This is a genomic window from Xiashengella succiniciproducens, from assembly GCF_023674465.1.
Lineage (GTDB): Bacteria > Bacteroidota > Bacteroidia > Bacteroidales > Marinilabiliaceae > Geofilum > Geofilum succiniciproducens.
In genome coordinates this window covers 471,553-486,764 of record NZ_CP098400.1, presented here as the reverse complement: position 1 = coordinate 486,764, position 15,212 = coordinate 471,553, and the positions used below count along the sequence as shown (strand labels likewise).

Here is a 15,212-nt window from a genome sequence, read left to right as displayed (position 1 = left end):
TATGCTAAGGTTTCATGTTTAGGTCCGTTCTTCTTCTATCACCTGCCTGAAGCAGTCAATAAAGTAAGCAGCCATCTCACCTGTTAAGCACAGTGGAGGCAGGAGACGTATCACATTTGTCGACGACACCCCGGTAAAGATATGGTGCTGCTCAAGCAGCTTCTTACGTATGGGTGCCGCCTCATGGTTAAACTCAATTCCTATCATAAGTCCCCGTCCTCTAATCTCTACAATTCCGGGAATCTTCTTTAGCTGACCAATTAGGTAATCGCCAACAGCCCTTGCATTGGCAATGAGCTTCTCGCTTTCCATTACCTCAAGTACCGCCAATGATGCAGCACAGGCCAGATAGTTGCCTCCAAAGGTGGTTCCCAGCATTCCATGTCTGGGTTTGAACTCAGGTGAAATAAGAATTCCGCCTACTGGAAAGCCGTTGCCCATTCCTTTGGCCAGGGTGATAATATCCGGTTTGATACCCGATTTTTGAAATGCAAAGAAATCTCCCGAACGACCATAGCCCGACTGTATCTCATCCAGTATCAGCACTGTGCCGCTACGGCGACACAGTTGCTCAAGTCCTTTGAGGAAGGCATCTTCCGGCTCTACAATCCCTGCTATACCCTGGATACCTTCTATTATTACGGCACTAACGTCTCCTTTTGTAATCTCAGCCTCAACGGCATCAAGGTCATTCAGCTTCAGAAAGCTAACTATATGACCCTTGTTGACCGGAGCCTGGATATTTGGGTTATCGGTTACTGCTACCGCTCCAGAGGTACGTCCGTGAAAAGCCTTATTAAAGGCTATCACTCTGGCTTTCCCATTATGAAAGGAAGCAAGTTTTAGTGCATTTTCATTAGCCTCGGCTCCTGAGTTGCACAGAAAGAGTGAGTAGTCGGTCAACCCGCATACTTCTCCAAGCTTTTTGGCCAGCTCACGCTGAAGGGGATTCTGCACCGAGTTTGAATAAAACCCGATCCTATGCAACTGGCTGCTCAACCTCTCCACATAATGCGGGTGAGTATGGCCAATGCTAATAACAGCATGACCTCCGTATAGGTCGAGGTATTTGACCCCGGCTTCATCCCAGACATAGCAGCCTTCTGCCTTGACCGGGGTCACATTCATCAGCGGGTAAACGTCAAACAATTCCATTGCTTTCTGTTTTTTGAATTTTGTATAGCCTGTTAAAAGGCCAATGGTTTCAGATATAGTCCGGCTCTCTCATCCAGTCCGAACATCAGATTCATATTTTGCACTGCCTGTCCTGATGCTCCCTTTAGCAGGTTGTCTGTGATGCTTATAATATGCAGTTTACCGTCATACTTGGCCAGATGCAGCAGGCACTTGTTGGTGCTAACAACCTGCTTAAGGTCAATCTCCTCATCACTTCTAAAGGTGAAGGGAGCATCTGCATAGTAATCATCATACAGCTTCTTTGCCTCTGCCAGTTCACCGTCATAATCCAGGTAAACTGAAGCCAGGATACCACGGGTAAAGTCACCCCGCATAGGCACGAAGTTGATCGGCATATTGAAATCCGGCATCAGCTCTCTGAGAGACTGGCCTATCTCTGCCAGGTGCTGGTGTCTGAAAGCCTTGTAAACAGACAGGTTGTTAGCCCTCCAGCTAAAGTGGGTTGTGGCTGAGGGAGCCTGACCGGCTCCGGTAGAGCCGGTAATTGCCGTGACATGAACTTCTTTCAGTAAACCGGCCTTTGCCAAGGGCAGGAGTGCCAGTTCAATGGTAGTTGCAAAACAACCCGGGTTGGCTATCTTATCAGCTTTCTTTATCTCAGCCTTGTTGAGCTCAGGCAATCCGTAAACAAAGTCGTTGCCCTCAGCTTTGATCCTGAAATCTGTGCTCAGGTCGATAATCTTTACTCCTGCAGGGACCTTGTTTGTTGCAAGAAATTCTTCCGACTTACCATGTCCCATACAGAGAAAGACCACATCCACCTTTGAAAAGTCGGGCTTGTCGGCAAACACGAGGTCGGTATCCCCTACGAGGTCACTATGAACCTTGACTATGCGGCTTCCCGCATGACTGCTGCTGAGTATCCAGCCTAAGTCAACCTGTGGATGTCCCAGCAGTATCCTTATTAATTCACCGGCTGTGTATCCGGCACCACCTGCTATTCCAACCTTTACCATTACTGATTGATATCTAATTTTCCTTTGTTGACTTTATTATAAATCTTGAGTGAGTTGGATATAATCTTTGTAAATCCTTTCACATCATCGCCATTCCATGCCTTATTGACCTCACCATAGTCGCCAAAACCGCTCTTCATCAGGTCGTGTGCTGAGTCAATGCCTACCATGTTAAAGTAATATGGATGTAGTTCCAGATAGACCTTACCTGTTACATTTTGTTGAGTGCTTTCAAGGAAGGCTTCCAGGTCGCGCATTACAGGCTCGAGGTACATTCCGTCGTGCAGCATCATGCCGTACCAGTTGGATATCTGCTCCTTCCAGTACATCTGCCACTTGGTAAGTGTGTGCTTCTCGAGCAGGTGGTGGGCCTTCAGTATCAGCTGGGGAGCAGCAGATTCAAAGCCTACACGACCCTTGATTCCGATAATAGTGTCACCAACGTGAATATCGCGACCTATAGCCCAGGCGGAACCGATACGCTCCACTTCACGGATTGCATCAACCTTGCTAGCGAAAGTCTTGCCATTGACTGAACTAAGTTCTCCCTTGTCAAAGCCGAGTTCGAGTCTCTCACTACCCTCCTTTACCGGTTGTGATGGATAGGCATCAGATGGCAGGGCCTTGTCGGAAGTCAGTGTTTCCTTACCACCGATACTAGTACCCCACAGACCTTTGTTGATTGAGTAGGCCATCTTGGACCAGTCGCGTACCACACCTTCTTTTTTGAGGTAGGCAATCTCATCCTCGCGGCTGATAACCTGGTCGCGGATAGGAGTGATTATTTCGATATCAGGAGCAAGTACCTGGAAGGTAAGATCGAAACGCACCTGATCATTTCCGGCACCTGTACTTCCGTGAGCAATATATTTTGCTCCCACCTTACGTGCATAGTCGACTATAGCAAGAGCCTGGAAAATACGCTCGGATGAAACAGACAGCGGATAGGTATTGTGCTTTAACACATTGCCATAGACCATGTAACGGATACACTTATTGTAATATACATCTGTAACATCAATAGCAACGTGCTTGGCAACGCCCAGCTCGTAAGCCTTACGCTCAATATCGCTGAGTTCGTCCACGCTAAAACCGCCAGTGTTGGCTATAGCTGTGTAAATTTCAAGATTCTTTTCCTTTGCCAGGTACTTGACGCAATAAGATGTGTCAAGACCTCCGCTATAGGCTACTACTACTCTCTCTTTCATTACTTAAGATTTTTCTATAGTGCCCTGGGGCACTTACATATCAAAATTTATTCCTAGACAAAAACTGCAAGCAGGCGATGGAAGAGGCTTCGGGAACCGGTGCCACTCTGAGCATCATTGTCTCCTTCCTTGCCTCTCAGAAATACATGACGCTTAAACTGCAGCCATCTTTCATATACCTTCTCCTTCTTTGGAGGCTGAAGATTGGCTTCCTTCTTCTTCTCCCATGCAGGATCGTAAAGCATACCTGTACAGAGACAGTGCTTACGGTTGGTACGGAGCAGAATGTCGTAGTTGACACAGCTCTGACAACCCTTCCAGAAATCCTCATCATCGGTAAGCTCAGAAAAGGTAACGGGCTTGTATCCGAGTTCCGAGTTGATCTTCATCACTGCCAGACCGGTAGTAAGACCGAAGATCTTGGCGTCGGGGTAACGTGTGCGTGAAAGCTCAAAGGCCTTACGCTTGATATCCCTTGCCAGACCATGACCTCTGAACTTCTCATGCACTATCAGTCCGGAGTTGGCAACAAACTTATTGTGTCCCCATGACTCTATATAGCAGAATCCGGCAAACTCATCGCCAGCGAGGGCGATGATGGCCTTGCCTTCTGTTATCTTCTTTTTCACATACTCAGGATCCCTCTTAGCAATACCTGTTCCCCTCACTTTGGCAGCCTCTGAAATTGTATGCAGAATGGTATCCACATATTTGAGGTGCTCCTCTGAAGCAATTGTGATTGTTACTTCGTTATTATTCATTCCCTTCTTTGTAAAATCTTGTTGTGTGACCTTAGTTAATTACTACCCAAGTATTTTGTCACGGATCCCGGGCAGAAACTGCGAGAGGCCGGCCAGGACTTTGGTACGTGATACTGATTCGCGGGTAACCAGTAGAATTGTATCATCACCTGCTATTGTTCCCAGAATCTCGTAGGGAGCCTGACTGTCTATTACGGAAGCTATCCCGTTGGCAAAACCCGGACGGGTCTTGATAACAGCCAGATTGCCTGAAAATTCGATGGAAATAATGCCGCTGACCGGAAAGTCCCCGTAGTCAAAATCCGCTTCATCAGGACTCTGATTCTCGGGAAGCACATATACATATCCACCATCATAGTCAGGCTGCTTGGCGACCTTGAGTGCCTTCAGATCTCGTGACAAGGTAGCCTGAGTTGTACTGATACCCTCCTTCTCAAGAAGAGCCAACAACTCATCCTGGCTACCCACCCTGTGATTCTCTATTAAGCGGATGATTGCATTTAACCTTTGTGTTTTAACCTTCATAAATTACGTGATGTCTGAAAATTATATAGCGGACCGGGCGCCCCGTAAGGGAGACCGTCCGCATTTCCGGTTTGCTATTACGTCAATAACTGTGACGAATAATTATACAAACAAAGTGCAAATTTATACATTACTGCAATTAAACAAAAATAAAACGCACTTTTTTTTGGTAATAAAACACTTTCGACGATTTGGCAGAGAACATTGTACATGGGGCACGGGACTAAAAACCCGGGAGGAAATCTCATATTTGAATATATTATTCATAAAATATGCAAAATAATTTTCTGCCATTAGGTAAAATGATCAAAGATGATGTACATTTGCATTCTGAAATGACTATTCAGAAACTGTGTTGCCTTACGACAACAAATCAATTACGCATGAAAAACAATGTAAAGAAGGTAGTAATTCTGGGCTCAGGAGCTCTCAAAATTGGAGAGGCAGGTGAGTTCGATTATTCCGGATCGCAGGCTATTAAAGCATTAAAAGAAGAGGGAATTTACACGGTACTTATAAACCCGAATATTGCCACGGTTCAGACCTCAGAAAAGTTGGCAGATAAGGTTTATTTTCTACCTGTTACACCATATTTCGTTGAACAAGTTTTAAAGAAGAGGCTGTCTAAAAAGATTAGGCAGTCTCTTTTTTTGTTTGATTTTCTTCCTGAAAAAGTTGGTTATATAATTGATATATAGTATATTAATGCTATAAATCAATCCATAATGAAAAAAGTTGTTTTCAAAGAGCTTCCAAACAATCAAGCTCAGTTATTCCCTGAAAACCTCTTGGATCGCATACCAGCAGACCATCCAGTTCGTCTGGTTGATAAGGTTGTAGATCAACTGGATATCTCTTCTATACTAAATAAATACAAAGGTGGTGGTGCTAGCAGTTTTCATCCAAGAATGATGGTTAAAATACTGTTCTACAGTTATTTAAACAACATATTTTCGTGCAGAAAGATTGAAAAGGCTTTACAAGAGAATATTCATTTTATCTGGTTATCAAAGGGCTGTGTTCCAGACTTTAGAACAATCAATTATTTTAGGAGTACCCGTTTGCAGGGAGAAATTAAGACCATCTTTGCAGAAGTAGTTAGATTACTGCATGGTATGGGGTTTGTGAGTCTTCAGGTACAGTATGTTGATGGAACAAAAATAGAAGCTACCTCAAACAGGTACACCTTTGTATGGCGAGGCACAGTTGAGAAAAACAAAGCAAAACTGGAAGAAAGGATAAGGAGTATTCTTAAAGATATTGATAGTCAAATTAAAGAGGACTCAAAAACTCTCAACAAAGAAGATTTGCCCCAATCAATAGACTCAGATTTATTAAAAAGCAAAATAGCTGAGCTTAACACCAGGCTTAAGGATACAAATAAGTCCACATCTAAGCAACTAAAGCAATTACAGGAGGAACACCTGCCACGGTTGGAGAAATACGAGAAGCAACTTGACACTCTGGGTGATCGCAACAGTTTTAGCAAGACAGACGAGGATGCTACTTTCATGCGAATGAAAGAAGATCATATGAAGAATGGGCAGTTGAAACCAGCTTATAATCCTCAGATTAGTACAGAGAACCAGATTATTACCCATTACAGTATCCATCAAACCCCAGGTGATACAAGAACATTAAAGTGTCATCTGGAGGGATTTAAAAACCAATATGGAAGTCATAGCTCTACGGTCGTTGCAGACGCCGGCTACGGAAGCGAGGAGAATTATGAATACCTGGAAGCAAATAATATAGAGTACTTTGTCAAGTACAACTACTTCCACAAAGAACAGAAAAGAGCATTTAAAAAGAATGCATTTCTAAGCCAAAACCTATATTACAACGAACATGAAGATTATTATGTATGCCCGATGGGACAGCATATGACCAATAAAGGTGAAAGAAAAGTGACTTCTGAGAATGGGTATGTATCAAAGGTGACACGTTATCAAGCGCAAAACTGTACTGGATGCCCGTTGCGCGGACTTTGTTTTCAAGCTACCGGTAATCGAATAATAGAGATCAATCACAGGTTAAGGATCCTAAAAAAGAAGGCCAGGGAACAGCTATTAAGTGAACAGGGCCTATATCACAGAAGTAGACGCCCAATAGAACCGGAAGCAGTGTTTGGACAAATAAAACACAACAACAAGTTCACCAGATTTACACTGAAAGGCCTTAAGAAAGTTGAAATCGAGTTTGGCCTGATAGCTATTGCTCATAACTTAAGAAAAATCATAGGCAAAGGTGCGTGTGTTTCAAAAACAGTACTCCAAAATGCAATTTTCTTCTTGTTTGAACCCCTATATGCAAAAATCCAAAAAGGAATATGGAATTTTCGTAAGCATGTTCATCTAAAAATCGAAATCTATTCTTATCAACTTGCTTAAATTGAAAAAGAGGTTGCCCTTAATTGGACAACCTCTTTCTTTTGGCGGTCAGACTGCACTCAACTGTGGAGTGAAATTGTTTGAAGCGGGAACCCTCGAAAAATACGGTGTCAAAGTACTTGGTACGCCTGTTCAGGCTATCATCGATACAGAGGACCGCGAGATTTTTGCCAACAAACTGGATGAGATCAATGTCAAAACTCCAAAGAGTCTGGCTGTAACCTCTGTTGAGGAAGCCCTGAAGGCTTCCGAGACCATTGGTTTCCCAATTATCGTAAGAGCCGCCTACACCCTGGGAGGTATGGGTAGCGGTTTTTGCTCAAACCGCGAAGAGCTGAAGGCTCGTGCAGAAAATGCTTTTGCATATTCCAACCAGATCCTTGTTGAGGAATCTCTAAAGGGATGGAAGGAAGTGGAATATGAAGTGGTAAGGGATGCATACGACAACTGCATCACGGTGTGTAACATGGAAAACTTCGACCCGCTGGGTATACATACCGGTGAAAGTATCGTAGTAGCTCCATCACAGACTCTGACAAATTCAGAGTACCACAAGCTCAGGGAACTAGCTATCAAGATCGTTCGCCACATCGGTGTTGTGGGTGAATGTAACGTACAATATGCACTAGACCCGGAATCGGAGGATTATCGTGTGATCGAGGTTAATGCCCGTCTGTCACGCTCAAGTGCTCTTGCCTCCAAGGCTACAGGCTATCCTCTGGCCTTTGTGGCAGCCAAACTGGCACTGGGCTATGGTCTGCATGAATTGCGCAACTCTGTGACCAAGGTTACTTCAGCATTCTTCGAACCGGCTCTTGACTATATCGTATGCAAGATACCCCGCTGGGACCTTACCAAGTTTACAGGTGTATCACGCCAGATTGGCTCCAGCATGAAGAGTGTGGGTGAGATTATGGCAATAGGACGTACCTTCGAAGAGGTAATCCAGAAGGGCCTTCGTATGGCTGGCCTTGGCATGCACGGTTTTGTAGGCAACCAGGCCTTTAAGTTTGCTGATGTACGCAAGGAACTTACTGAGCCTACTGACCAACGTATCTTCGCTATAGCTGAAGCCTTCATGCAGGGAATGACTGTAGATGAGATACACGACCTTAGCAAGATTGACCGCTGGTTCCTTGAAAAGCTCAAGAATATAGATGACCTGAAGAATGAACTTCAGGAAATCAATTCTCTTGCCGAACTATCTGACGATCTGTTGGTAAGGGCAAAGCAATCAGGTTTCTCTGACTTCCAGATTGCCCGTCTGGTTCTTAAGACTCCCAAGAGTCAGATGGAAGATGGTATTTATAAGGTACGTACTCACAGAAAACAAAGAGGTGTGCTTCCGGTAGTAAAGCAGATAGATACTCTGGCTGGTGAATTCCCGGCCAAGATCAACTACCTGTACCTTACCTACAATGGACACAGTCACGATATAGAATTCGAAAAGGATGGCCGCTCAGTTATAGTCCTGGGTTCCGGAGCCTACCGTATCGGATCCAGTGTCGAGTTTGACTGGTGCAGCGTTAATGCTGTAGAAACAGTTAACGAACAAGGCTTCAGGTCTGTAATGATCAACTATAACCCTGAAACGGTCTCTACGGACTACGACGTTTGTAATCGTCTGTACTTCGACGAACTGTCACTCGAGAGGGTACTGGATATTACCGAACTGGAAGCGCCAAAGGGTCTTGTAATCTCGATGGGGGGGCAGATCCCCAACAACCTGGCTATGCGCCTGCATCGCTATAATGTTCCTATCCTTGGGACTTCACCTGAAGATATAGACAGGGCAGAAAATCGTCAGAAGTTTTCTTCACTGCTCGACGAGTTGGATATTGACCAACCACGCTGGAGCGAGCTTACAACCATTGAAGACATCTTTAAGTTTGTTGATGAAGTTGGTTTCCCGGTTCTGGTTCGACCCTCCTATGTACTATCAGGCGCGGCTATGAATGTGGTTAGTAACCGTGATGAGCTGGAACACTTTCTACAGGTAGCCGCCAATGTCTCAAAACAATATCCGGTGGTTGTATCCGAGTTTATCGAACAAGCCAAGGAAATTGAGTTTGATGCAGTTGCCCGCAACGGTGAGATTATTGCCTACGCAATATCAGAGCACATCGAATTTGCCGGAGTACACTCAGGCGACGCAACTATAGTATTCCCACCACAAAAGTTGTATGTTGAGACTATCCGTAGGGTTAAGCAGATTGCCCGAAAGATAGCAGCAGGCCTGAATATCTCTGGACCTTTCAATATGCAGGTACTTGCAAAAGACAACGATATCAAGGTTATTGAGTGTAACCTCAGGGCCTCACGAAGCTTCCCCTTCGTTTCAAAGGTACTGAAGGTCAACTTTATCGACCTTGCAACCAGGATTATGCTGGATCTGCCTGTTGAAAAACCGGCTAAGAGTGCCTTCGAACTGGATTACGTAGGGATCAAGGCCCCTCAATTCTCCTTCGCCCGTCTGCAAAAGGCCGACCCCGTTCTTGGTGTGGATATGGCTTCAACTGGCGAGGTAGGCTGTCTGGGAGACAACTTCTACGATGCAATACTGCAGGCTATGCTGTCAGTGGGTTATAGGATTCCTGAAAAGAACGTGCTTATATCTTCCGGCCCTGCAAGGGATAAGATAGAACTTCTGTCATCAGCCAGACTGCTCAAGCAAAAGGGATACAACCTCTTTGCTACAGCAGGAACCCAAAAGTTCCTGGCCGACAACGGAGTCGAATCGACCCTGCTACACTGGCCGGATGAACCCGACAAGAAGCCCAACACTATTGATTACCTAAGGGAAAAGAAGATTGACCTGGTTGTCAATATTCCTAAGGACCTGAGCAAGGGCGAACTAAGGAATGGTTACCATATCAGACGTAGCAGTGTTGACTACAACATTCCGCTGATTACAAATTCAAGACTTGCTGCAGCATTTATCACCGCCTTCTGTAAGATGGACCTTAAGGACATCTCTATCAAGAGCTGGGATGAATACAAATAGACTGTAACCAAGCTAAATGCAATATCCCGGGGAACCCGGGTGTATCTAAAGAGGTTGTCCAATTTCACGGACAACCTCTTTTTTGTTTGGCGGACTAATTGATATAAATAATGTAATAAACATCCGTCCTCCTATTAAATACATTTTTCCACTACATCATTAAAAAGAGGTTTTACCTTTTACATACTATTTAACATTCATTTTTTTGCGTGTATATTTAACCAAATCCTATTATAGAATAGTATGAAAAGGACAAATCTATTTAGTGGCGCATTGCTTTGGGTCCTTATGGTTGTAGTGACCTTTAGCGGATGCGAGAAGTTGGAGCTATATGAGATTGATGCTCCACAGGATCTTCAGAGCAAAATAGACTCAATTGCGGCTGCGAGAGAGGGTCGCAATACAGGTGATACAACCTACATAGACATAATAAAAAGCATTGTAGGAGCTGAAGACAACAGCTCAGGCTGGTGGGCTGATCATTCAGATTATTTTGAAATTGCCCCGGGTAAACTCCTTACCCTTGAATTTATAAATTATGGAACTGGTTCTAACAACTGGAACAACTGGAATCTGGCTCTTACAACAAAAGCGTATTCGGACGGAGATCCTGAATACAGCGAGTATTTTGTACTTAGGTCAGATGCTTATGGCTGGGGTAACGGTGACTTTGCCCTTGGAAGAGTAGAACACAACTATGGAGAACTGGGTGGAGAGGATATCTGGGCAGTGTTCCGGCAGAAGATGCAGGGAGCCTATGTTACCCTTGAAGTGGACTTCTCTCCCACTGGCAATGTTTTCGTAACATCTACTGCTGTTGCAACGGATGGAACCGTGCTTGTACAGTCATACAATCATCCAGTACCTGTTTCCTCAAGTGTAACTGCATTTCTGGTTGTTGACGGCAGCCATTTCTTAATGAAGAAAGCTTACCTCCTCCCAACCAAGGTCAAGGAAATAGAAGATGAGGATGCTGTATCTATTCAGGTTACTGATGCCCCAACTGCAGTTGAATTAGGTAGTGAAGATTTCTGGGGCCTTGCCAAGGCTGTTGTGACTTTCACTGACGGTAGCACCAAGGAACTGAGCAAGGAGGATCTGCATTTCAATGTAGTTCCAGATACTGAGACTCTGGGTGCCAAAACAGTAGTAGTGGCATACAGCAAAACAAAACAAGGGAAACCTGGTCCTACTGTTTCCACAGTATATAATCTAAATGTAGTAATGCCAGTTCAACAAATTGAGGTAACCCAAAATCCTCTTATTACTACATACTACTTCTTCAGTGATGATTCTATTATTCTGGATACAAGAGGCCTTGTTGTTACAGCAACCTATGGTGACGATTCACAGGGTGTGATGCCTCTGGGTAATCTCAGCATAGGCAAAGTTCCTCCTTTTGCCGGAACACATAATATTACTATTACTTACAAAGGAGAAACAAGCACAGTTTCTACTACCCTTCCTATTACTATGGTAAAAGGTAGCGGTCAGGTCGGTGCTACAGATTTTTCAACCGGATTTGCAGGAGATGTCTCCGCCAATATCGCAATTCCATATGGCGAATCCCTGACTTACAAACTCAAACTATACTCCTTAGCCAGAGAAAACTGGCACAACGCCATTGTCAGACTGCAGAAGTCTGACGGCACATTGACCACCTTTGCCCGTATGGATCACTGGGCGTGGGGAGATGGATATATTGATGGTACCACTGTGGGTGAAAGTAACTGGAACTGGGACACCTTTAAGGCTGGTCTCCATGGTTCCAGTATTGAGATAACAATCACAAATAATGGTGACAACACCGCAGATGTCGAATACTTAGTTACATACGCAAACGGGGAAGAGCATTTCCAACGCTTCCTGGGAATAAGCGTTGACAGTTCAGACCTCAACGCTGCCATAACAGTTGAAAGGTGCTATGTGGTATTTACAGAATAGGATCAGAATAACAATAAAATATCCGAAACATGAAATATTCAATATTATATCTGGCCGGCCTGCTTTTAATTACCCCTGCAGCTATTGCGGAAAGCAGTGGTAATGCAAACCCATTATCAGTAATGCAGGCTGATGAGATCACAGTAAAAGGAAAGGTTGTTGACGAAAACGGCGAACCACTTCCGGGCGCAACAGTCCAGGAGAAAGGTACTGTAAAGGGCGGAATAACTGATGCCAATGGAGACTTCAGTATCATAGTTTCTTCAAATGCCACCCTTGTATTTTCTTTCATCGGCTTCCGGGAAGCGGAAGTGAATGTCAATGGAAGGTCTGATATTGGTGTAACCACTCTTCTTTCTGAGATGCAGGAATTGACACAGATAGTAGTCGTAGGCTATGGCAGCCAACGAAAGGTGGACCTTACTGGATCTGTGGCAATCGTTAATACAGAGGAAATGAAGAAAGTTTCACACTCTAACATTTCCACTATGTTAACAGGTAAAGTCCCTGGTGTCCAGATTACTTCTGACGGACAACCGGGCGCAGACCCGGTTGTAAGAATCAGGGGTGTGGGCTCCTTTGGTTCCACCGATCCTTTATATGTCATTGATGGGATACCCGTAGGTACTTCAATACGGGACTTCTCTCCAAATGATATTGAGTCTGTTCAGGTACTTAAGGATGCTTCTGCAGCTGCAATCTATGGTTCCCGTGCCGCCAATGGTGTGGTGATAATCACGACTAAGCAGGGAAGCAAACAGCAACCCATGAAGATAGATTATTCCGGATATGTCGGCTTTGACAAGGTTAAGGATGGAGTCTATGATGTAATGGATTCATATCAATATTCTGACTACATCCGTATGGCCTTTGCCAACAGTGAGATGACCCCTCCCCAGGGCTATGACCCCGGCAGTCCCAGGTACATAGACCCTGCTGCCGTAAATACAAATTGGCAGGATGAGGCATTCCAGACCGGTGTACGTCAGAACCACAATGTGAATATCTCAGGAGGAAGTGAAAAAAGTACCTATAACGCTGCCCTGGACTATTTCAAACAGGAAGGAACGATATATGGTGCCGGTCCAAACTTTGAGCGTTACACTGCCAGACTCAATAATACAATGGAAGCCAGATTCCTGAAAATTCAGACTAATGTATCATATAGTCGAAGTGATCAGGATAATATGGCATTGAGTAATGCTAACGAGTATGTTCAAGGTCTTTATGGTGCACAATATCCCGTTATGGCATCTGCCCTTATACTGCCTCCCACAATCAAAGCCTATGATGAGTCAACATGGGTGTTGGATGACATATTGCCTGCTGCATCTCAGTATTCATATGACTCTTATGGTTATGGAACATATTATGATGACGTTCATGGGGACCTTCGTGTTACAAATGTATTGCTGATCAACAGCCTGCTGAAAAGAAATGTAAAGGTTGACCGATTCATGATATCAGGTGCTGCAATGGTGGATCTGCTTGAAATGACAGGATTTGACAGTGATAATCATTCATTTAACTATAAGTTAAACCTGTCATACAACAAGACTTTTGCGAAAGACTTCACCTTCATACCATCGTTCATTCAGAGTACAACAAACTACCTGTCTAAAGGCGATGAGGTGCTCTCTCAAGGATATCGTAATTACAAAACGTCCCTTATTGAAAACATTCTGACCTATGACGGTGCCTTTGGACGTAGCAAGTTGAATATTGTTGCTGTACAATCCTTCGAGAGTAATATTTACCATACACTGACAGGAAGGGGCATAAAGCTGAATGAACCTTATTACCCTCAGATAAATAATGCAGAGGAGACAGATGCAGGATCATATGAGAGCGAACATACTCTGGCTTCTTATGTTGGTCGTATCAACTATAACTTTGCCGACAGATACCTGCTTTCTGCAACAGTAAGGCGTGACGGTTCTTCCCGTTTTCCTAAGGATGGACGCTGGGGAACCTTCCCTTCAATATCTTTAGGATGGCGTATTGATCAGGAGGACTTCTTCCCTGTTGAACAGGAGATTATCAGCCTTCTGAAGTTAAGAGGTAGTTATGGAGAACTTGGCAAACAGGATATTGGGGACTACCTCTATATGGATGTAATGGCAAGGAATAACTACACCTATAGTTTTGGCAACTCAAAGATTACTGGTTCAGCCATTTCCAATTTTGTAAATACAGGAATCACCTGGGAAAAGAAGAAAACTACAAATATTGGTTTGGATCTTGGCCTATTTGGAAGACAGATAGAATTCTCTGCAGAATGGTATAAATCTGTTTCAGAAGACCTTCTGTATGAAGTTCCGGTTCCTGCCAGTGGCGGTTTCACAAATGAAACAGTTGTCATGAACGCTGCTACTATGGAAAACACAGGATTGGAATTCAACCTTATTTACAGAAATAGGAAGAATCCGTTAAAATTTGAACTTGAAGCCAACCTATCAACCTTAAACAATGAAGTAACCCAACTTGGTGTTTCCAATACTCCTTATACTACAGCCTTCACACGTACTGAAGTAGGTCGTGAGGTCGGTTCCTTCTATGGTTATGTATATGAGGGTATCTTCCAGTCTCAGGAAGAAATAGACAACAGACGTAATGCCAATGGTGATTTCATTAATCAGCCCGGAGCAAAACCCGGAGACGTGGCTTATGCAGACCTCAATAATGACGGAGAAATAACAAGTGAAGACCGGACCTATCTGGGCAGTGGAATGCCTTCATTCAACTTTGGCTTCAATGCCCGCTTGGAGTGGAAAAACTTTGACCTTAGCATTGCCACATATGGGGCAGCTGATTTCAAGGTATTGGACTTTGTAGATATGACACTTCACAGCTCTTATGGCATGCTTAACAAGAGCGTTGATATGATGAATGCATGGACTCCCGACAATACAGATACCAACATTCCAAGGGTCGCATACAAAAGTGAGGGTGCTATAACAAACGATATGTTCAGCGAACGTTTCCTGCAAAACGGAACATACCTGAAGGTTGCAAACATAACACTTGGCTATAACCTACCCGACAGCTGGTTTAGGGGTAAGATATCAGGAGTTAGGGTATATGCAACAGGACAAAACCTGATAACATTTACAAACTACACAGGTTATAACATAGACTTTGCTGGAGGTGTACATACTCCGGGTTATAATTATAGCTCATACCCAACACCACAGACAGTTATGTTTGGCTTGAACTTCTCATTCTAA

The 15,212-nt window shown here is 44.1% G+C and carries 9 protein-coding genes and 1 pseudogene; 5 read left to right on the top strand and 5 right to left on the bottom strand.

What is annotated here, in order from left to right; translation table 11 throughout:
- Nucleotides 1-18: 18 nt before the first annotated feature.
- From M9189_RS02010 to M9189_RS01990, 5 genes are read right to left on the bottom strand one after another with little or no spacing between them, the layout of a single operon-like run.
- A complete protein-coding gene (locus M9189_RS02010) occupies nucleotides 19-1,155 on the bottom strand; it encodes an aspartate aminotransferase family protein (RefSeq protein WP_250724253.1) in 1,137 nt (378 codons plus the stop codon).
- A gap of 32 nt (nucleotides 1,156-1,187) precedes the next feature.
- Nucleotides 1,188-2,153 carry an N-acetyl-gamma-glutamyl-phosphate reductase gene (gene argC / locus M9189_RS02005; protein WP_250724251.1) on the bottom strand — a complete coding sequence of 322 codons (966 nt, stop codon included), beginning with the start codon at nucleotides 2,151-2,153 and terminating at the stop codon, nucleotides 1,188-1,190.
- Complete coding sequence (locus M9189_RS02000) at nucleotides 2,153-3,361, bottom strand: argininosuccinate synthase (protein WP_250724250.1); 1,209 nt, start codon at nucleotides 3,359-3,361, stop codon at nucleotides 2,153-2,155. The genes argC and M9189_RS02000 overlap by 1 nt, the downstream gene beginning before the upstream one ends.
- Nucleotides 3,362-3,414: 53 nt before the next feature.
- Complete coding sequence (locus tag M9189_RS01995; RefSeq protein WP_250724249.1) at nucleotides 3,415-4,122, bottom strand: GNAT family N-acetyltransferase; 708 nt, start codon at nucleotides 4,120-4,122, stop codon at nucleotides 3,415-3,417.
- A gap of 42 nt (nucleotides 4,123-4,164) precedes the next feature.
- A complete protein-coding gene (locus tag M9189_RS01990; protein ID WP_250724248.1) occupies nucleotides 4,165-4,647 on the bottom strand; it encodes an arginine repressor in 483 nt (160 codons plus the stop codon).
- A 383-nt stretch (nucleotides 4,648-5,030) separates the two neighbouring features.
- Between M9189_RS01990 and M9189_RS01985 the strand changes: the two genes are divergently transcribed.
- The 5 genes and pseudogenes from M9189_RS01985 (at nucleotide 5,031) to M9189_RS01965 (ending at nucleotide 15,212) form a co-directional block, all read left to right on the top strand.
- The gene (locus M9189_RS01985) at nucleotides 5,031-5,345 is read left to right on the top strand and encodes a carbamoyl phosphate synthase preATP-grasp domain-containing protein (RefSeq protein ID WP_250724247.1); all 315 of its coding nucleotides are present in this window, start codon (nucleotides 5,031-5,033) and stop codon (nucleotides 5,343-5,345) included.
- 27 nt (nucleotides 5,346-5,372) lie between these two features.
- Nucleotides 5,373-6,893, top strand: a pseudogene (locus M9189_RS01980) (IS1182 family transposase); the annotation flags it as partial.
- A gap of 145 nt (nucleotides 6,894-7,038) precedes the next feature.
- The gene (gene carB, locus M9189_RS01975; RefSeq protein WP_250724246.1) at nucleotides 7,039-10,041 is read left to right on the top strand and encodes a carbamoyl-phosphate synthase (glutamine-hydrolyzing) large subunit; all 3,003 of its coding nucleotides are present in this window, start codon (nucleotides 7,039-7,041) and stop codon (nucleotides 10,039-10,041) included.
- 243 nt (nucleotides 10,042-10,284) lie between these two features.
- Nucleotides 10,285-11,985 (top strand): hypothetical protein, encoded by a 1,701-nt coding sequence (locus M9189_RS01970; RefSeq protein WP_250724245.1) that lies wholly within the window; start codon nucleotides 10,285-10,287, stop codon nucleotides 11,983-11,985.
- A 29-nt stretch (nucleotides 11,986-12,014) separates the two neighbouring features.
- Nucleotides 12,015-15,212 (top strand): SusC/RagA family TonB-linked outer membrane protein, encoded by a 3,198-nt coding sequence (locus tag M9189_RS01965; RefSeq protein WP_250724244.1) that lies wholly within the window; start codon nucleotides 12,015-12,017, stop codon nucleotides 15,210-15,212.

Excerpts from the sequence above, each read along its gene's own strand:
- M9189_RS01970 (WP_250724245.1), top strand. The coding sequence starts at position 10,285 with ATGAAAAGGACAAATCTATTTAGTGGCGCATTGCTTTGGGTCCTTATG.
- M9189_RS01985 (WP_250724247.1), top strand. The coding sequence starts at position 5,031 with ATGAAAAACAATGTAAAGAAGGTAGTAATTCTGGGCTCAGGAGCTCTC.
- argC (WP_250724251.1), bottom strand. The coding sequence starts at position 2,153 with ATGGTAAAGGTTGGAATAGCAGGTGGTGCCGGATACACAGCCGGTGAA.
- M9189_RS02010 (WP_250724253.1), bottom strand. The coding sequence starts at position 1,155 with ATGGAATTGTTTGACGTTTACCCGCTGATGAATGTGACCCCGGTCAAG.
- M9189_RS01995 (WP_250724249.1), bottom strand. The coding sequence starts at position 4,122 with ATGAATAATAACGAAGTAACAATCACAATTGCTTCAGAGGAGCACCTC.
- M9189_RS02000 (WP_250724250.1), bottom strand. The coding sequence starts at position 3,361 with ATGAAAGAGAGAGTAGTAGTAGCCTATAGCGGAGGTCTTGACACATCT.
- M9189_RS01990 (WP_250724248.1), bottom strand. The coding sequence starts at position 4,647 with ATGAAGGTTAAAACACAAAGGTTAAATGCAATCATCCGCTTAATAGAG.
- M9189_RS01965 (WP_250724244.1), top strand. The coding sequence starts at position 12,015 with ATGAAATATTCAATATTATATCTGGCCGGCCTGCTTTTAATTACCCCT.